This is a genomic window from Actinomyces sp. oral taxon 170 str. F0386, from assembly GCF_000195595.1.
Taxonomy (GTDB): domain Bacteria; phylum Actinomycetota; class Actinomycetes; order Actinomycetales; family Actinomycetaceae; genus Actinomyces.
On the sequence record NZ_GL882511.1, the window covers coordinates 247,373 to 265,922 of the forward strand.

The following is an 18,550-nucleotide window of genomic DNA, read 5'->3' on the forward strand; positions in this document are numbered from 1 at the left end:
CTCGGTGGGAAGAATCTCGGCACTGGAAGGACCGTTGCCCACCGGGGTCCACTAGAGTACGGAAGCAGGTAGCCGGTGAGACCTGTGCCGATAGCCGATACCGGGCACATCCACGCTGATCCCGCTCGTTCGGCCTCGGTCTCATCGTCGCTCTTCGCAACAGACGTCCCAAGGGAGAATGCAGCGTGTCGATCGTGGACCGGATCCTTCGCATTGGCGAGGGCCGCACCCTGAAGAAGCTTGATGCCATCGCCGACCAGGTCGAGTCTCTTGCCGGGGAGTTCAGCGAGTTCTCCGACGCCGAGCTGCGCGACATGACCGACGAGCTCAAGGAGCGCTACCAGGACGGTGAGACGCTCGACAGCCTCCTGCCCGAGGCCTTCGCCACGGTCGTGGAGGCAGCCGATCGGGTGCTGGGCATGCGTCCCTACCACGTCCAGATCATGGGAGGGGCTGCCCTCCACCGCGGCAACATCGCCGAGATGAAGACCGGTGAGGGCAAGACCCTCGTGGCCACGATGCCCTCCTACCTGCGGGCACTGACCGGCAAGGGCGTCCACGTCGTCACCGTCAACGACTACCTCGCCGAGTACCAGTCCGACCTCATGGGGCGCGTCCACCGCTTCCTGGGACTGACCACCGGCTGCATCCTCGTGGGCCAGGCCCCCGCCGAGCGCCGTGAGCAGTACGCCTGCGACATCACCTACGGCACCAACAACGAGTTCGGCTTCGACTACCTGCGAGACAACATGGCCCAGCGCCCCGATGACCTGGTCCAGCGCGGGCACGCCTTCGTCATCGTCGACGAGGTCGACTCCATCCTCATCGATGAGGCCCGCACCCCGCTCATCATCTCCGGACCCGCCACCGGGGACGTCAACAAGTGGTACAAGGAGTTCGCCACGATCTCCGAGCGCCTGCGCGAGGGCAAGGACTACGAGGTCGACGAGAAGAAGCGCACCGTGGGCGTGCTGTCCTCCGGCATCGAGCGGGTGGAGGACTACCTCGGCGTCGACAACCTCTACGAGTCGGAGAACACGCCCCTGATCGGCTTCCTCAACAACGCCATCAAGGCCAAGGAGCTCTTCCACCGGGACAAGGACTACATCGTGCGCGACGGCGAGGTCCTCATCGTCGACGAGCACACCGGCCGCGTCCTGCCCGGCCGTCGCTACAACGAGGGCATGCACCAGGCCATCGAGGCCAAGGAGCGTGTGGAGATCAAGGCCGAGAACCAGACGCTGGCCACCATCACCCTCCAGAACTACTTCCGCCTCTACCCCGAGGGTTCCCGCTCGGGCATGACCGGTACCGCCGAGACCGAGGCCGCCGAGTTCGCCGGCACCTACAAGATCGGCGTCGTCCCGATCCCCACCAACAAGCCCATGATCCGTGAGGACCAGCCCGATCTCGTCTACACCACCGTCGAGGCCAAGCTCGACGCCGTCGTCGACGACATCGCCGAGCGCCACGAGGTCGGCCAGCCCGTCCTGGTGGGCACCACGAGCGTGGAGAAGTCGGAGATCCTCTCCGAGCGGCTGCGCGAGCGCGGCATCCCCCACGAGGTCCTCAACGCCAAGCAGCACGCCCGGGAGGCCGCCGTCGTCGCCATGGCCGGCCGCAAGGGCGCCGTCACCGTGGCCACCAACATGGCCGGGCGAGGTACTGACATCATGCTGGGTGGCAACGCCGAGCATATCGCGGTCTCCGCTCTCAAGGAGGCCGGTCTCGACCCCGAGGAGAACGCCGAGGAGTACGAGAAGGCCTGGCCCGAGGCCCTGTCCGCCGCCAAGGATGCCTGTCGGGCCGAGCACGACGAGGTCGTCGAGCTCGGCGGCCTCTACGTGCTGGGCACCGAGCGCCACGAGTCGCGCCGTATCGACAACCAGCTGCGCGGCCGCTCCGGCCGTCAGGGGGACCCGGGCGAGTCCCGCTTCTACCTGTCCATGGAGGACGACCTCATGCGCATGTTCGCCTCCGGGCTCGCCCAGCGCATCATGTCCTCGGGCGCCTACCCCGACGACGTCCCGCTGGAGTCCAAGATGGTCACCCGCGGCATCGCCGGTGCCCAGCGCCAGGTCGAGTCCCGTAACTACGAGATCCGCAAGAACGTCCTCAAGTACGACGACGTCATGACCGAGCAGCGCGAGAAGGTGTACTCCGAGCGCCGCCGGGTCCTGGACGGTGAGGACCTCGAGCCGCAGATCGAGGCCTTCAGGGCCCAGGCCGTGAGCTCCATCGTCAACGCCGGCACGGCCGAGGGCCGCCCCGACGAGTGGGACCTCGACGCCTTGTGGGCAGAGCTCGGACGCCTCTACCCGGTGGGTCTTACCCAGGACGAGGTCGTCGAGGCTCTGGGCGGTAAGGACGCGCTCACCTCCGAGAGCCTCATCGACGAGCTCAGTGAGGACGTCGCCGTCGCCTACGAGGACGCCGAGGCACGTATCGACGCCAACGCCCTGGCCCACGCCCAGCTCGGTGAGGAGCCCATGCGCACCCTGGAGCGCCGCATCCTGCTGGCCGTGGTGGACAAGCGCTGGAGGGAGCACCTCTACGAGATGGACTACCTCAAGGAGGGCATCGGGCTGCGGGCCATGGCCCAGCGCGACCCCCTTGTGGAGTATGCCAACGAGGGCGCCCGCATGTTCCGGGCGATGATGGAGGGCATCCGCGAGGAGACCGTCGAGCAGATCTTCGCCAACGTCACCCGCTTCGACGCCGCCGCTCAGCGCGCCGCCGAGGACGGCACCGCGGAGGCCGCCCAGGCGGTCGCCAAGGCCAATGCTACCGCGGCGGCAGGCATCCGCCTGGGTGCTGCCGGCGGTCAGGGGCGGGGCACGGTCCTGGGGGACACGGGCCAGGCCTCCGTGGAGCAGCGGGTCACCTACTCCGGCCCGAGTGAGTCCGGTGACGAGGAGCGTTCCGCCGCCTCGTCGCGCCGGTCCTCAGGCTCGAGCTCGTCGGCCTCGGGCGGCAACCGGGCCGAGCGCCGTCGCTCCAGGAAGAAGCGCCGCCACTGAGGGGCGGCCACGAACCGAAGCCACTGGAGTCGATCCCGTCGGAATCTGGTTGATCGCCAGAATCCGGCGGGATCACGCGATCTCCAGGCCGGTGAGGATCCAGCGCTCGCGCAGTCTCTCCAGGCGGGCCGCTGCGGCCCGGACCCGGTTGCCCTCCTCGAGGAGAACGGTTGCCTCGCAGGCCCCGGACATCGTCAGCTCTGCGCGCACGCTGCGGATGCGTGGCCGCCTCGACGTCGGCTGATGCCCCAGGATCCGGGAGGCCAGACCCGCTCGGCGTCCGAGCGCCTCGAACAGGGAGTGGCTGGTCCACCGGGCCAGATGGTCCACAGGACGCAGTCCGGCGAGCACCTCGCTGGCCGCCACCACGACGATCGCGGCGGTGCGTGAGGCGTCGGCGCCGGTGCCAGGCTGCCGCTTCAGGGAGTCGGGGGACTCGACGCCCCCTGAGCCGTTGACGGGTTTTGAGGGTTTCGGCGGGACGGCGCGAGTCGGGGACGGGTGGGTCGGCGTGGGGTGGGTGCAGTGCTGAGAGCCGGTCTTGTACCGCACGGGACGAGCGGCTCGGGCAGCGGTGGGGGTCGTGGTCATGGAGGGCTCCTGAGGGTGTACGGGTATCCGATCGGCACGAGGCCGAGAATGGATGGGCATGACTGTCGGGTGTGCAGGAGAGAGCTGGCCGTGGTGCTGGTGCGGGAGGCGGTTCATCGTGGCGGTGTCTGGCCTCCCGTCGTCGTGGACGGCGCTGTCAGTGAGGTCGGAACACTCAGCTCCTCCCCAGGGTGGATCAGCGAGGGGTCGGGCCCGATAACGTCCTTGTTGGCGTGATACAGGGCGGGCCAGGCCTGAGCGATCTCCGAGGGGCTGGAGCCGGCAGGCAGAAGGCGGGCGGTGACCGACCACAGGCTCTCTCCGGGTAGCACGGTGTAGGTGCGCTGCGACGGCGCCGGGGCGTCCGAGGCGGTGGAGGAGTGGTTCTCAGACGTGTTCGGTGACGTGGAGGCGGCTGACCCGCCTGACGGGGCCTGCAGTGGTGCTGTGCTCTCGGTGGGAGAGTGCGTGCCGTCCGGCTCGGCAGCGGGGCCCGACGAGGACTGGCCGGCCTGAGGCGACGACGTCGGGGACGGCGAGGCGGGCGCCGAGCTTGTGGGCCTCCAGCCCAGATCATCCTCGCCGGAGGTCCCCTCGGCCGCCAGGGCCGGAGCCGAGGACAGGGAGACGAGCAGGGCGGAGGCCGCGATACGCCGGACCGCAGGGGCGCCCCAGCCGTCAAGGATCCTGGCCGCCAGCCCTGAGGCGTCGCCCTGCCGGAGGGAGCTGCGACCGGGGAGCGCAGCGAGGGCGAGTACGGCGGAAACGAGATGCCACAGCGCCCCCAGAGCGCCGATGGTGCAGGTCCCGGCGATGACGCCGTCGGACAGCTCGCTCATGCCCCAGGTTGGCGCAGGAACCTCCATGAGGTTCTCGACGGCGCGGCGGGCCGTGAGCCCCAGCACCGCCAGGAGAACACCGGACATCCCCGTCAGAAGGGCCAGTCGTAGACGTGCTCCCATGACATCCTCCATCGCCAGTGATGTTGTTTGATGGTTTTAGGTTTACTCTGACGATGTATTGATGTCAAGTCAGATGATGCGGCGTCTCACAGCATGCTGTCTTGTGTGGATGAGGGGATGGTGAATGGGCCGTGGTCTGAGGTGAGGGGAGTTTTGCTTGGCGCCCCGACTGTGGTGAGGTGAGGGTATGGACTGGGACCTCATGCTCTCCGACCTGGAGAGCAGCTTCGACGCCGAACGCCGTGCGGACCTGGTGGCGCAGAGCGCTGAGCTCGCTGAGGCCGAGCACGCCTCGATCGAGGTGGTCGATCGGCTCCGTGGCTCCGTGGGGCGCCCGGTTCATCTGCGAACCCGCGGCGGACTGCCTGTCGACGGTGTCATCGCCCGAGTCGAGCCCACCTATGTCCTCGTCGATGAGGGGGAGGAGCTGCAGGCGATCGTCCCGCTGGCCGCGGTGGCGACGATCGCGGCGCTGGCCGGTCCGGCTCCGAGGGATGATCGACGTCGTCCCACGCTGAGGGCGCTACTGCGCGAGATCGCCCGGCGCGGTGCGAGGGTGCGCCTGGTCCTGGGGGCCGGAGAGGTGGTGGGGAGACTGATCCGGGTGGGGGCGGATCACGTCGACGTCGCCTTCGACCCTGAGGGCGGGATTCGTGCGCGCCGTGCGCCCGGTACGGGAGGCGCAGGCGTCGTCAGCGTCATGACTGCGGCGATCGAGGTGCTGCGCAGCCGCTGACGGCCGCCGATGCGTGGGGGCCTGCTGTGGGCTCGGACAGGGGGACAGGGAGGAGCGGCTGAAAGGGCGGTTCAGGCCTCGTCGTCCTCGCCCCAGCCCGCGGCCACCATGGCGCGGGTCGACGCGAGCTGGCGCTGGATGTAGTCCTCGAGGGCCTGGTCCTCGATGCGCCAGAGCTTGCGGGCCCCGACCTGGATGGCCGGAAGGTCCCCGGTGCGGATGAGGGCGCGCACGGCCTGGGCTGACAGCTGGAGCTGCTCAGAGACGTCGGCGATGGTCAGGAATCGTGTGCTCATAGAACGATGATCCCACTGCTCGTCTCCCTCCACAATTCTCAAAGAGGCCTGTGGATAACCTTGAGGTATCATTTTATCTTGACGATGATTGCAGGCGATCAAGGAGGATTCCCGTGACGTCATCTCGCCGTGCGCACTCCCGAGCAGTTCCCGAACGCCCCCGTGGTGGCCGATGGCGCCGCCCCGCCTGGAAGGATCCCCGAATGGCCGGGGGAGTGGTCCTGGTTGCCGCGGCCGTCGCCATGGGGGCATGGGCCGTTGACGCCGCCGCCGACACCACTCGTGTCTACGTGCTCTCCCAGGACGTCACTCCTGGGGCCGACCTGACCGCCGACGGCGTTCTCACGACGGTCGAGGCCCATCTCGGCACCGACGCCTATGTCGAGGTCGGGCACCTGCCCGACGGAGCGGTGGCCACCCGATCCATGAGGAAGGGAGAGCTGCTGGCGACCGTGGCCGTGGACAGCGGCCGGGAGCAGGAGCTGCGGCCGGTGGTCCTCAATGTCGCCTCCAACCTGCCTGCCTCAACGAAGGTCGGCGACTACGTCGATCTGTGGCTTGTGCCCAAGGAGGGGGACGCCGGCAGACCCGCTGCCCAGACGTCGGCGACCGGGCAGGCCGATGAGACCGGTCAGGGGCCGGCAGGCGGCGGCGGGGCCCACCGTGTGGCCACAGGTCTGGTCATCGCCTCGCTCGGCGAGGCCAGCAAGGGGCTGATCTCCGGACCGAGTACCGGGGTGGAGGTCAAGGTTCCCGAGGCCTCCCTCGCCGACGTTCTCAGCGCCGTCGGGCAGGAGGGATCGCTCGTCCTGGTTCCCACCGGCCAGGAAGCGCCTGCGGAGAAGGCCTCGTGAGCGCCCCGGGAGCCGGAATCCTCCTGGCTCTCAGCGGTGACGACGCCGATATCCTGCGCGCGCTGAGCCAGGCGGGGAGCGGGCTGTGCGTCGTACGCAGGTGCGCCGACCTGCCCGAGCTGCTCTCAGCGGGCATGGCCGGACTGGCGTCCTTCGCCCTGCTGGACACCGGCTTCGATGAGATCGACCGCACCGTCCTGGACCGGCTCGCACGCGCCGGCCTGAGCGGGCTGCTCCTGGTGGAGTCCCGTGAGGAGGAGCGTTGGCGCAGCGCGGGCTGGCCGGTTCTCAGGCGCGATGCGGCCCCCAGCCGCATCTGCTCGGCGATGCAGGACCTCGTGCGCCGCGGAGCGGCCGATGCCGGCACATCCGGCTCCGGGCCCGCCGTCGGGGCGGGACCGACGCCCACGGCGTCGCCGGCGGCCTCAGGCAGTGACTGGCTCAGCGCCGCCACGCCCGCCTCGCCGGACCCGGGCAGCGCCGCCCGGGAGACCGCCTGGCTCGAAGAGCTGTGGCGCCATTCGCCGGACTCGGACGCCGAGGGGAGGTCTCCCGAGCTGGGTAACCACGGCGGCGATCCCGGAGCGCTCGCGGACCGGGGTCGGCGGATGGGGCCGGCCCCGGCCGCCTCGGGCACCGCGGAGACCCCGCCCCCGGATGGTGCGCGCCAGGCGCGTGGTGCCGGGCAGGGGCGAATCGTCCTGGTATGGGGGCCCCACGGCGCTCCCGGGCGCTCGACCGTGGCCGCCTCCCTCGCCCACGGCCTGGCCGATTCCGGCGGGGCGATCCTCGTGGACGCCGACGTCGAGGCTCCGAGCCTGGTCCAGCTCCTCGGAATGCCGGAGGACTCCTCGGCCTTGGCCGGGGCCGCTCGCCTGGCCACCCACGGCCGCCTCGACGCCGAGAGCTTTCAGCGGGTCCTGGCGCCGGTGAGCGGTGGGCTGAAGCTGTTGGGCGGCCTGGGGCGGGCCGGGCGCTGGCGGGAGCTGCCCCCGGCCTCCATGACCGAGGTCTGGCTGCAGTGCCGTCGGGCCGCTGCCTGGACCGTCGTCGACGTCGCCGGTGGCGTCATCGACGACGGCATCGACGATTTCACCCTCGAGCCCGGGCGCGGGGCGGTGACCGCCGACCTGGTGTCCCACGCCGACGTCGTCATGGTCGTGGGCGGGGCGGACCCGGTCGGGGTGCGTCGTCTGCTCCAGCTCCTGGACGAGGTGGGATCCTCGGTGACACCCGCGGGCCGGGTCGAGGTCGTCGTCAACCGGGTACGGTCCTCGGCGGCGGGCCCGGCCCCGCAGCAGGCCCTGCGCGAGGCCCTGGCGCGTTTCGGCGGACTGGAGGACATCGTGCTGCTTCCCGACGACCCGGCAGCGGCCGACTCCTGCCTGCTCCAAGGGCGCAGCGTCCTGGAGGGGGCGCCCGCCAGCGCGTTGGGCAAGGCGCTCAGTGCACTGGTCGACCGGATCGATCCACAGGCGGCTGCCGCCCGCAAGACGCGATCGTCGCGGCGGTCGCTGCTGCGGCGCCGTCGGCGGGACGGACGACGTGACTCCACGGGCAAGGTGAAGGAAGCCAGCGGCAAGCGGCGCAAGGTCGCATCCAGCAAAGGTGCGCGACGTCGGGGCAGAGGTGAGGGTCAGGGGGCCGGAGAGCGGGTGCCGGCCACCCGGGCACCTCACGACGCCACCCGCGCCCCGCAGCGCTCGCATCAGTCCCTGCCGCCGTCGATCCAGCCGGTGGGGCAACCGTGGATGCAGCCATCGCCACCGGCGCCACCACCACCGGGTCCGGCGCACGTGCCGGGAACGGCATCGTGGCCGGGAACGGGCGCAGCGGCGGATCCGGGAGTGGTTCGGGGACCGGAGCAAGGCGTGGACGTCAGTCGAGCTCCTGGCAGAGATGGTGGTCGAGGGAGTGGGGCCCCTCCTCCGGCGTCACCGGGAGCCGGGCGGCACCGTTACTGACGTCCAGCCACTGATCGGTGCGGGCGCCTGAGTGGTGCAGGAGCGCTCGCCGGCCGCGGGGTGCGGTTGCGAGGTGTGCCCCTGGCCGGTCAGGTGGGGCGGTGGGGCAGACTAGAACCATGCGCATCTACCTTCCCGCCACCGCCGTCCACCTGCGCGCCGCCGCTCTCGGCTCCTCTCAGGAGCCGCTTGTGGCCCATGCCGCCACCCCGGCCCTTGGCCGCGCCCTGCCGGAGGAGGACGAGGAGGGGCTGGAGGTCTCCGCCTCGCTGTGCGCAGCCGACGCCTCCCTCGTCCTGCTGGCCGAGCCCGGGGCCGAGGGACTGGCTGACCGACGTATCGTCATCGCCGCCGACGTCGATGCCGAGTACGTGCGCGAGCTCGCCGTTGAGGGGGACGTCCTGCCCGGCACGGTCGAGGTGACCGGGGAGATTCCCTGGGAGGACGTCGCCGCCCTGCTCGTGGACGAGGCGGCGGCGGAGACCGACGTTCGCGCCGCCCGGCTCGGCGACGAGGACGCCTTCGAGCGGGCCGCCGAGGCCGACCTGCTCTGGTTCGACGTCACAGAGCGAGACGCGCTGGCCGAGACTCTCGGGGGCTGACCGGCTCGAGGCCGAGGAGGAGGCGGCGCGCAGGTGCCGGGGGATGGGCCGCGCCGGGCTCCGTCGTCGGACCTGCTGCCGCTGTGCTCCGGCGTCGGGTTCCAGTGACGGGGAACGTCCTCAGTGATCAGTTCCACGGGGCTCTGCCTTGCGCAGTGGGGCCCGCTGCCGGGTATGGTGCTCTCTGCCAAAGACCGCAGGTCTCCCGCTCCGGCGGGACCAAGTCCACTCGAGGTGGAGCCGGCGCAGGTGAGAACGTGACCCCCTCCGGGCGTGCCCGGAAGCGAGCCCCGTGCCCACCGGCGCGGGGCTTTTCCAGTGGGTGGGCCCTGCGGCATACCACGGAAGGAGGGCCCATGGCACGGCCTGACAAGGAAGCAGCCGTTGCTGCTCTGGCGGACAAGTTCCGCCAGGCTGACGCGGTCCTGCTGACTGAGTACCGGGGACTGAGCGTCGCCCAGCTCAAGGAGCTACGTCGTTCCCTCGCCGGTAGCGCCGAGTACACCGTGGTGAAGAACACGCTTGCTGCGATCGCTGCCCGCCAGGTCGGGCTCGAGGGCTTCGCCGACGACCTCACGGGCCCCTCCGCCCTGACCTTCGTCACCGGTGAGCCGGTCGAGGCCGCCAAGGCTCTGCGTGACTTCGCCAAGGAAAACCAGCAGCTCGTCATCAAGGGCGGTGTCATGGACGGCGCCGTGCTGTCCGCCGACGGCGTTGACAAGCTTGCCTCTCTCGAGTCCCGCGAGGTGCTGCTCGCCAAGACCGCGGGCGCCGTCAAGGCGTCCCTGTCCAAGGCTGCGTACCTCTTCGCCGCACCGGCCTCCCAGGCCGTGCGCACCGTCGACGCCCTGCGCGAGAAGCAGGAGACCGCGGCCTGAGGCCGCACGCGTCATCCACCAACCCTGCGCGCGCAGGAACCTGATAAGGAAGGAACGCCCATCATGGCGAAGCTGACCACCGAAGAGCTCATCGAGCAGTTCAAGGAGCTCACCCTCATCGAGCTGTCCGAGTTCGTCAAGGCCTTCGAGGAGACCTTCGACGTCACCGCCGCCGCTCCGGCCGCCGTGGCCGTTGCCGCTGCCCCCGGCGCTGCCGGTGGCGAGGCCGCCGCCGAGGAGAAGGACGAGTTCGACGTCATCCTCGAGGCCGCCGGCGACAAGAAGATCCAGGTCATCAAGGAGGTGCGCGCCCTGACCTCCCTCGGCCTGAAGGAGGCCAAGGAGCTCGTCGACGGTGCTCCCAAGCCCGTTCTCGAGGGCGCCAACAAGGAGGCCGCCGAGAAGGCCAAGGAGCAGCTCGAGGGCGCCGGCGCCACCGTCACCCTCAAGTGAGCTTCTCCCCGCTGCCTGACGCGGCCTGAGTGTCGCCGACGGCTGGGGAGGCCCAGCATCACCGGGTCCCGTCCACCGCCAGGTGGCCGGGACCCGGTTGCGTGCCAGGGCGTCTGGGAGGAACGGAGGGGAGGCGAACTGGCACGAGCCGGCCGCCGGCCGCTCAGCGGGCTGACCATGCCGAGGGATTCAGGTCACGCGGAGGGCGCGGGCGGGGCAGTATGCGCGACTGTGGTGGGAATCGCAAGGACGAGGTGGGAATCGGCGTGGAGTCCTTGACGTCGGCCGTGTACGCTAGCGCTTTGCGTGCATTGTGTGTATTGGCGCGAGGAGTATCTGCCCTCCGTGCGGGCCCCGGTCCGGCGGAACCCTGGCGGGCGTGAGCCCGGCAACGAAGATTCTACTCAACCCGGTGCCCGCGGTGTGCGTTGTGTGATCCCCGATCTGAGGGAAGGATCCCCCTTTGGCTGCCTCGCGCACCTCCGCACCTACTGCTGCTGACATCGCCGCTCGTACCGCGTCGCGTCGTATCAACTTTGCCAAGATTGCCGAGCCCATGCAGGCTCCGAATCTGCTCGCCCTTCAGACCGAGAGCTTCGACTGGCTCGTCGGCAACGAGAGATGGCGCGAGCGGATGACCGCCGCCAACAGGGCGCACCCGGGCTCCCTGCCCGAGACCTCCGGTCTGGAGGAGATCTTCGACGAGATCTCCCCGATCGAGGACTTCGGGGAGACCATGGCCCTGTCCTTCCACGACCACCGCTTCGAGGAGCCGAAGTACACGGCAGAGGAGTGCCAGGAGAAGGACCTCACCTACTCCGCCCCCCTCTACGTGGTGGCGGACTTCGAGAACTTCTCCACCGGTGAGATCAAGTCCCAGACGGTCTTCATGGGCGACTTCCCGCTCATGACGGACAAGGGCACCTTCATCGTCAACGGCTCCGAGCGCGTCGTCGTCTCCCAGCTCGTGCGTTCACCGGGCGTGTACTTCGAGCGCACCACCGAGAAGGCCACGGACAAGTACGTCTACAACGTCAAGTTCATCCCCTCGCGCGGCGCCTGGCTCGAGTTCGAGATCGACAAGTCCGACCGCGTCGCCGTGCGCATCGACCGCAAGCGCAAGCAGGACGTCACCGTCTTCCTGCTGGCCCTGGGCATGGACGAGTCGGAGATCCGCAAGGAGTTCGCCGACTTCCCGGCCCTGACCTCCGCCCTGGACGAGGACCGCAAGATCACCACCCAGGACGAGGCGCTCCTGGACATCTACAAGAAGATCCGCCCCGGCGAGCCGCCGAGCGTCGAGGCGGGGCGCACCCTGCTGGAGAACTTCTACTTCAACCCCAAGCGCTACGACCTGGCCAAGGTCGGCCGCTACAAGATCAACAAGAAGCTGGGCCTGGCCTCGGACCTGACCGAGTCCACCCTGCGGATCGAGGACATCGTCGCGGCCCTGCGCTACCTGCTGGCCCTGCACGCCGGCGCCGAGACCGTCGAGGGCGTGCGCGACGGCGAGATCACCGAGATCGCCGTCGAGTACGACGACATCGACCACCTGGGCAACCGTCGTATCCGCGCCGTCGGCGAGCTCATCCAGGCGCAGGTGCGCACCGGTATGAGCCGCATGGAGCGTCAGGTGCGCGAGCGCATGACCACCCAGGACGTCGAGGCCATCACGCCGAACACGCTCATCAACATCCGGCCCGTGACGGCCGCGATCAAGGAGTTCTTCGGCACCTCCCAGCTGAGCCAGTTCATGGACCAGAACAACCCGCTGGCGGGCCTGACCCACAAGCGCCGTCTGAGCGCCCTGGGCCCCGGCGGTCTGTCCCGTGAGCGCGCCTCCATGGAGGTCCGCGACGTCCACACCTCGCACTACGGGCGCATGTGCCCCATCGAGTCCCCTGAGGGCCCCAACATCGGCCTCATCGGCTCGCTGGCCACCTTCGGGCGCATCAACCCCTTCGGCTTCGTCGAGACCCCCTACCGCGTCGTCGTCGACGGCCAGGTCACCGACGAGACCCACTACCTGACGGCCGACGACGAGGACCGCCACGTCATCGCCCAGGCCAACGTCACCCTCACCGAGGACGGCCACTTCGCCGAGGACCACGTCCTGTGCCGCGTCACCGGCGGTGAGCCGGCCCTCGTGCCCTCCTCGCAGGTGGACCTCATGGACGTCTCCCCCCGCCAGATGGTGTCGGTGGGTACCTCCCTCATCCCCTTCCTCGAGCACGACGACGCCAACCGCGCCCTCATGGGCGCCAACATGCAGCGCCAGGCCGTGCCGCTCATCCGCCCCGACGCCCCGCTGGTGGGTACGGGCATGGAGCGGCGCACAGCCGTCGACGCCGGCGACGTCCTCGTGGCCGACAAGGCCGGAGTCGTCACCGAGGTCTGCGCGGACTTCGTGCGCGTGGCGAACGACGACGGCACCGAGAATGTCTACAAGGTCGCCAAGTTCCGCCGCTCCAACCAAGGCAACTGCTACAACCAGCGGGTCGTGGCCACCGAGGGCGAGCGCGTCGAGGTCGGCTCGGTCCTGGCCGACGGTCCCGCCACCAACGAGGGCGACCTGGCCCTGGGCCAGAACCTCCTGGTCGCCTTCATGACCTGGGAGGGCCTCAACTACGAGGACGCCATCATCGTCTCCCAGCGCGTGGTCGCCGAGGACATGCTCACCTCGATCCACATCGAGGAGCACGAGGTCGACGCCCGCGACACCAAGCTGGGCGCCGAGGAGATCACCCGGGACATCCCCAACGTCAGCGAGGAGACCCTGGCCAACCTCGACGAGCGCGGCATCATCCGCATCGGCGCCGAGGTCCGCAGCGGCGACATCCTCGTGGGCAAGGTGACCCCCAAGGGCGAGACCGAGCTGACCAGCGAGGAGCGCCTTCTGCGCGCCATCTTCGGCGAGAAGGCCCGCGAGGTCCGCGACACCTCCCTGCGCGTGCCTCACGGCGAGTACGGCATCGTCACCGGCGTGCGCGAGATCGACGCCGCCTCCGACGACGCCGAGCTGCCCGCGGGCGTCAACCGCATGGTGCGCGTCTACATCGCCCAGCGCCGCAAGATCACCGTGGGTGACAAGCTCTCCGGCCGTCACGGCAACAAGGGCGTCATCTCCAAGATCCTGCCCGTGGAGGACATGCCCTTCCTGGCCGACGGCACCCCGGTCGATGTCATCCTCAACCCTCTGGGCGTGCCCAGCCGTATGAACGTCGGGCAGGTCCTCGAGCTGCACCTGGGCTGGGTCGCCTCCCGCGGCTGGGACGCCACCGCCGCCCACGAGGCCGGCGAGGCCTGGACCGCCAACCTGCCCGAGAACGGCATCAAGGCCGAGCCCCGCACGCCCGTGGCCACGCCCGTCTTCGACGGCGTACGCGACAACGAGCTCATGGGGCTGCTGGACTCCACGCTGCCGACCTCCGACGGCCTGCAGCTGGTGGAGCCCAACGGCAAGGCGCGCCTCTTCGACGGCCGCTCCGGCGAGCCCTTCCCGTACCCCATCTCGGTGGGCTACATGTACATCCTCAAGCTCCACCACCTCGTGGACGACAAGATCCACGCCCGCTCCACGGGCCCGTACTCCATGATCACCCAGCAGCCGCTGGGTGGTAAGGCCCAGTTCGGTGGTCAGCGCTTCGGTGAGATGGAGGTGTGGGCCATGGAGGCGTACGGCGCCGCCCACGCCCTCCAGGAGCTTCTCACCGTCAAGTCCGACGACGTCAACGGTCGCGTCAAGGTCTACGAGGCGATCGTCAAGGGCGAGGACATCCCCGAGCCCGGCATCCCCGAGTCCTTCAAGGTGCTCATGAAGGAGATGCAGTCGCTGTGCCTGAACGTCGAGGCGCTCGACGCCGAGGGCAGCGCCATCGCCCTGGACGACACCGACGACGACGGCTCGCGCGCCGCCGAGGAGCTCGGTTTCGACCTGGGCCGGCGCCCGGGCGGGGCCACCGCCTCCACGGTGGACGAGATCTGAGTGGCCACCCCGGTGACGACTTCGTGACAACTTCACCGAGCCCCGGTTGAGGGCGGGCGGCCCGTCCGCCGCCCGCCCTCCCACCAGGCTCGCAGGCGCCGTCGGAGTCATGGAACAACGACGACGGAACGCCCCCAGACCACCACCTGATGAGATTCACCATCGGAAGTAGGAACTGTGCTCGACGCCAACGTGTTCGACAGGATCCAGCTCGGCCTCGCCACCGCGGAGGACATTCGCTCGTGGTCCCACGGCGAGGTCAAGAAGCCCGAGACCATCAACTACCGCACCCTCAAGCCCGAGAAGGACGGTCTGTTCTGCGAGAAGATCTTCGGCCCCACCCGGGACTGGGAGTGCGCCTGCGGTAAGTACAAGCGCGTGCGCTACAAGGGCATCGTCTGCGAGCGCTGCGGGGTCGAGGTCACTCGCTCCAAGGTGCGTCGCGAGCGCATGGCCCACATCAAGCTCGCCGCTCCGGTCACCCACATCTGGTACTTCAAGGGCGTCCCCTCGCGCCTGGGCTACCTGCTCAACCTCGCGCCCAAGGACCTGGAGAAGGTCATCTACTTCGCGGCCTACATGGTCACCGAGGTCGATGAGGAGGGCCGTCACGACGACCTGCCCTCGCTGCGCAACGAGCTCGAGGTCAAGAAGAAGCACCTCGAGGAGTCCGGCCAGGCCGAGGTCGAGGCCCGTCAGCAGCGCCTCGAGGAGGACCTCGCCCAGCTCGAGGCCGAGGGCGCCGAGGCCTCCCAGCGCGACAAGCTCCGCAAGACCGCCGAGCGCGAGATCACGGCCATGCGCCGTCGCAACCAGCGCGCCCTGGAGCACATGGACAAGGTTTGGGACCGCTTCGTGAGCCTCAAGGTCGGTGACCTGGAGGGTGACGAGGTCCTCTACCGCGACATGGTCGCCGACTACGGCATCTACTTCAAGGGCGCCATGGGCGCCGAGGCCATCCAGGCCCGCCTGCGCAGCTTCGACCTGGAGGGTGAGGCCGCAGCCCTGGCCGAGATCGTCGAGAACGGCACTGGTCAGCGCAAGACCCGCGCCATCAAGCGCCTCAAGGTCGTCAACGCCTTCCGCATGACCGGCACCGCCCCGGAGTCCATGGTCCTGGACAACATCCCGGTCATCCCGCCGGACCTGCGCCCCATGGTCCAGCTCGACGGTGGCCGCTTCGCCACCAGTGACCTCAACGACCTCTACCGCCGGGTCATCAACCGCAACAACCGTCTCAAGCGGCTCATGGACCTGGGCGCCCCGACGATCATCGTCAACAACGAGAAGCGCATGCTTCAGGACGCCGTCGACGCCCTGTTCGACAACGGCCGCCGCGGTCGCCCGGTCACCGGCGTGGGCAACCGGCCGCTGAAGTCCCTGTCCGACATGCTCAAGGGCAAGCAGGGCCGCTTCCGCCAGAACCTCCTGGGCAAGCGCGTGGACTACTCGGGCCGCAGCGTCATCGTCGTCGGCCCCCAGCTCAAGCTCCACCAGTGCGGTCTGCCCAGCCAGATGGCCCTGGAGCTGTTCAAGCCCTTCGTCATGAAGCGGCTCGTCGAGCTCAAGGAGGCCCAGAACGTCAAGGCCGCCAAGCGCATGGTCGAGCGCGCCAACCCCAAGGTCTGGGACGTCCTGGCCGAGGTCATCCGCGAGCACCCCGTGCTGCTCAACCGCGCCCCCACCCTGCACCGTCTGGGCATCCAGGCCTTCGAGCCCCAGCTCATCGAGGGCAAGGCCATCCAGCTGCACCCCCTCGTGTGCGGCGCCTTCAACGCCGACTTCGACGGCGACCAGATGGCCGTCCACTTGCCGCTGGGCGCCGAGGCGCAGGCAGAGGCCCGCATCCTCATGCTGTCCTCGAACAACATCCTCAAGCCCTCCGACGGGCGCCCCGTGACCATGCCCAGCCAGGACATGATCATCGGCACCTACTACCTCACCTCCGACCCCGACCCGGCGGTCGAGGTCGAGCGCGACGCCGAGGGCAACGAGATCGTCCCGGCCTTCTCCTCCTTCGCGGAGGCCGTCATGGCCTACGACTTCGGCAAGCTCCACGTCAACGCCGCCTGCGACATCCGCTTCGAGGAGGGCATCGCCGCGCCCGAGGGCTGGCAGCCCCCCGAGGACTGGAGCGAGGGCGACCCGATCACCCTGCGCACCTCGCTGGGCCGGGCCCTGTTCAACACCTCGCTGCCTGAGAGCTTCCCCTACGTCAACTACGTCGTGGACAAGAAGCAGCTGGGCAACATCGTCAATGCCCTGGCGGAGAACTACTCCCGTGTGGAGGTGGCCGCGTCCCTGGACGCCCTCAAGGCCAACGGGTTCTACTGGTCCACCTGGTCCGGTATCACCGTCGCCTTCGCCGACGTCGTCTCCCCGGAGGCCAAGCAGGAGATCCTCGTGCGCTACGAGAACGAGGCCGCCGAGATCGAGGAGCAGTTCGAGCTCGGTGCCCTCACCGAGGACGACCGCTACGCCTCGCTCATCGACATCTGGACCAAGGCCACCGCCGAGGTCGCCGAGGCGATGCGCGAGAACTTCCCGCAGCGCAACACCGTCTACCAGATGGTGGTCTCCGGGGCCCGAGGCAACTGGGACCAGATCCGCCAGCTCGCCGGTATGCGCGGCCTGGTGGCCGACCCCAAGCAGCGCCTCATCGAGCGCCCCATCAAGTCGAACTACCGCGAGGGCCTGAGCGTCCTGGAGTACTTCATCGCCACCCACGGCGCCCGTAAGGGCCTGGCGGACACGGCGCTGCGCACCGCCGACTCCGGCTACCTCACGCGTCGTCTGGTCGACGTCTCCCAGGACGTCATCGTCCGCGAGGAGGACTGCGGCACCCGCAAGGGCCTGACCAAGCGGATCTTCTCCTGGATCGAGGCCGGCGACGAGCTCATCAAGGAGCCCTCGGAGATCCTGGGCACCACCGTGTTCGGCACCACCCTGGCGCGCGACGCCATCGACGCCGAGGGCAACCTCATCATCGAGGCCGGCGCCGACCTCGGCGACGCCGAGATCCAGGCCGCCATCGACGCGGGCATCGAGGAGATCACGGTCCGCTCCGTGCTCACCTGCGACTCCAACGTCGGTACCTGCGCCGCCTGCTACGGCCGCTCGCTGGCCACCGGTAAGCGTGTCGACATCGGTGAGGCCGTCGGCATCATCGCCGCCCAGTCCATCGGTGAGCCCGGCACGCAGCTGACCATGCGTACCTTCCACACCGGTGGTGCGGCCGGCGCCGCCGACATCACCCAGGGTCTGCCCCGTGTGCAGGAGCTCTTCGAGGCCCGCACCCCCAAGGGCGAGGCCGCCGTGGCCGAGGCCGCCGGCACCCTCAAGATCGAGGATGACGCCGATGGCAAGCGCCTGGTCATCACCCGCGACGACGGCGAGGAGGACGTCATCGTCCCGGTCTCGCGCCGTCAGCGCCTGCTGGTGGCCGACGGGGACCACGTCGAGCCCGGCCAGGCCCTCACCGAGGGGCCGGTCGACCCCAAGAAGGTCCTGCGCCTGCGCTCGGTGGCCGCCACCCAGCGCCACCTGGTTGAGGAGGTCCAGGAGGTCTACCGCTCCCAGGGCGTGGACATCCACTCCAAGCACATCGAGGTCATCGTGCGCCAGATGCTGCGCCGCGTGACCGTGCTGGACTCCGGGGACACCCACCTCCTCCAGGGAGACCTGGTGGACGTCATGCACTACCGCGCCGAGAACCGCCGGGTCATGGCCGAGGGCGGCAAGACCGCCACCGGCCGTACCGAGCTCATGGGAATCACCAAGGCCTCGCTGGCTACGGACTCCTGGCTGAGTGCCGCCTCCTTCCAGGAGACCACGCGCGTGCTCACCGAGGCCGCCATGAACGGCAAGTCCGACCCGCTGCTGGGCCTTAAGGAGAACGTCATCCTCGGTAAGCTCATCCCCGCCGGTACGGGCCTGGCCCGCTACTCGGACATCGAGGTCGAGCCCACCGAGGAGGTCAAGGCCGAGGTCTTCTCCCGGGTGGACCTGGGGGACAACGTCTTCGGCGAGTCCGTCGCCCTGGACGACTTCCACTTCGGCGGGGACCTGCGTGCGGACTTCTCCGACGACTTCCGCACCGGCTTCTCCAGCAGCGAGGACGTCGAGTTCTAGCCGATCTCCTCGGGAACGTCTGCGACGAGCGGCTTCCAGGGCGTCCGGCCCGCTCCCCCGATGGGGAGCGGGCCGGAC

General features: G+C 69.4%; 12 protein-coding genes. 9 read left to right on the top strand and 3 right to left on the bottom strand.

Features of this window, described 5'->3' with window-relative positions:
• Positions 1–185 precede the first annotated feature (185 nt).
• Complete coding sequence (secA, locus tag HMPREF9056_RS01820) at positions 186–3,020, top strand: preprotein translocase subunit SecA (RefSeq protein WP_009402277.1); 2,835 nt, start codon at positions 186–188, stop codon at positions 3,018–3,020.
• A 72-nt stretch (positions 3,021–3,092) separates the two neighbouring features.
• Here the strand turns inward: secA and HMPREF9056_RS01825 are convergent, their stop codons facing one another.
• Both HMPREF9056_RS01825 and HMPREF9056_RS01830 read right to left on the bottom strand, forming a co-directional pair.
• Positions 3,093–3,611, bottom strand: a complete 519-nt coding sequence (locus HMPREF9056_RS01825; RefSeq protein WP_009402278.1) for an Rv3235 family protein — start codon at positions 3,609–3,611, stop codon at positions 3,093–3,095.
• Between the two features lie 113 nt (positions 3,612–3,724).
• The gene (locus HMPREF9056_RS01830; protein ID WP_253269893.1) at positions 3,725–4,573 is read right to left on the bottom strand and encodes a LysM peptidoglycan-binding domain-containing protein; all 849 of its coding nucleotides are present in this window, start codon (positions 4,571–4,573) and stop codon (positions 3,725–3,727) included.
• A 187-nt stretch (positions 4,574–4,760) separates the two neighbouring features.
• On the opposite strand from HMPREF9056_RS01830, the gene HMPREF9056_RS01835 reads away from it, so the two are divergent.
• Entirely contained in the window at positions 4,761–5,309 is a 549-nt protein-coding gene (locus tag HMPREF9056_RS01835; protein WP_009402280.1) for a hypothetical protein, read from the top strand.
• A 71-nt stretch (positions 5,310–5,380) separates the two neighbouring features.
• Here the strand turns inward: HMPREF9056_RS01835 and HMPREF9056_RS01840 are convergent, their stop codons facing one another.
• Positions 5,381–5,605: a helix-turn-helix domain-containing protein gene (locus HMPREF9056_RS01840; protein ID WP_009402281.1), complete on the bottom strand. Its 225-nt coding sequence runs from the start codon at positions 5,603–5,605 to the stop codon at positions 5,381–5,383.
• A 113-nt stretch (positions 5,606–5,718) separates the two neighbouring features.
• Here HMPREF9056_RS01840 and HMPREF9056_RS01845 point away from each other — a divergent pair, with 113 nt between their 5' ends.
• From HMPREF9056_RS01845 to HMPREF9056_RS01875, 7 genes are all read left to right on the top strand, one after another.
• Complete coding sequence (locus HMPREF9056_RS01845) at positions 5,719–6,459, top strand: hypothetical protein (RefSeq protein ID WP_253269894.1); 741 nt, start codon at positions 5,719–5,721, stop codon at positions 6,457–6,459.
• Positions 6,456–8,423 (top strand): hypothetical protein, encoded by a 1,968-nt coding sequence (locus tag HMPREF9056_RS01850; RefSeq protein ID WP_009402283.1) that lies wholly within the window; start codon positions 6,456–6,458, stop codon positions 8,421–8,423. Before HMPREF9056_RS01845 ends, HMPREF9056_RS01850 begins: the two co-directional genes overlap by 4 nt.
• A gap of 119 nt (positions 8,424–8,542) precedes the next feature.
• Complete coding sequence (locus tag HMPREF9056_RS01855; protein WP_009402284.1) at positions 8,543–9,025, top strand: hypothetical protein; 483 nt, start codon at positions 8,543–8,545, stop codon at positions 9,023–9,025.
• Between the two features lie 356 nt (positions 9,026–9,381).
• Positions 9,382–9,903, top strand: coding sequence for a 50S ribosomal protein L10 (gene rplJ, locus HMPREF9056_RS01860; RefSeq protein WP_009402285.1), 522 nt, complete (start codon positions 9,382–9,384; stop codon positions 9,901–9,903).
• Between the two features lie 63 nt (positions 9,904–9,966).
• Positions 9,967–10,356 (top strand): 50S ribosomal protein L7/L12, encoded by a 390-nt coding sequence (rplL, locus tag HMPREF9056_RS01865; RefSeq protein WP_003783501.1) that lies wholly within the window; start codon positions 9,967–9,969, stop codon positions 10,354–10,356.
• A gap of 463 nt (positions 10,357–10,819) precedes the next feature.
• Entirely contained in the window at positions 10,820–14,341 is a 3,522-nt protein-coding gene (gene rpoB / locus HMPREF9056_RS01870) for a DNA-directed RNA polymerase subunit beta (protein ID WP_034513328.1), read from the top strand.
• 177 nt (positions 14,342–14,518) lie between these two features.
• A complete protein-coding gene (locus HMPREF9056_RS01875; protein ID WP_009402287.1) occupies positions 14,519–18,472 on the top strand; it encodes a DNA-directed RNA polymerase subunit beta' in 3,954 nt (1,317 codons plus the stop codon).
• The last annotated feature ends 78 nt before the right edge of the window (positions 18,473–18,550 follow it).

Bases quoted from the DNA above. Each gene is read 5' to 3' on its own strand.
- HMPREF9056_RS01830 (WP_253269893.1), bottom strand. From the start codon at position 4,573: ATGGGAGCACGTCTACGACTGGCCCTTCTGACGGGGATGTCCGGTGTT.
- rplJ (WP_009402285.1), top strand. From the start codon at position 9,382: ATGGCACGGCCTGACAAGGAAGCAGCCGTTGCTGCTCTGGCGGACAAG.
- HMPREF9056_RS01835 (WP_009402280.1), top strand. From the start codon at position 4,761: ATGGACTGGGACCTCATGCTCTCCGACCTGGAGAGCAGCTTCGACGCC.
- HMPREF9056_RS01855 (WP_009402284.1), top strand. From the start codon at position 8,543: ATGCGCATCTACCTTCCCGCCACCGCCGTCCACCTGCGCGCCGCCGCT.
- HMPREF9056_RS01825 (WP_009402278.1), bottom strand. From the start codon at position 3,611: ATGACCACGACCCCCACCGCTGCCCGAGCCGCTCGTCCCGTGCGGTAC.
- rplL (WP_003783501.1), top strand. From the start codon at position 9,967: ATGGCGAAGCTGACCACCGAAGAGCTCATCGAGCAGTTCAAGGAGCTC.
- HMPREF9056_RS01840 (WP_009402281.1), bottom strand. From the start codon at position 5,605: ATGAGCACACGATTCCTGACCATCGCCGACGTCTCTGAGCAGCTCCAG.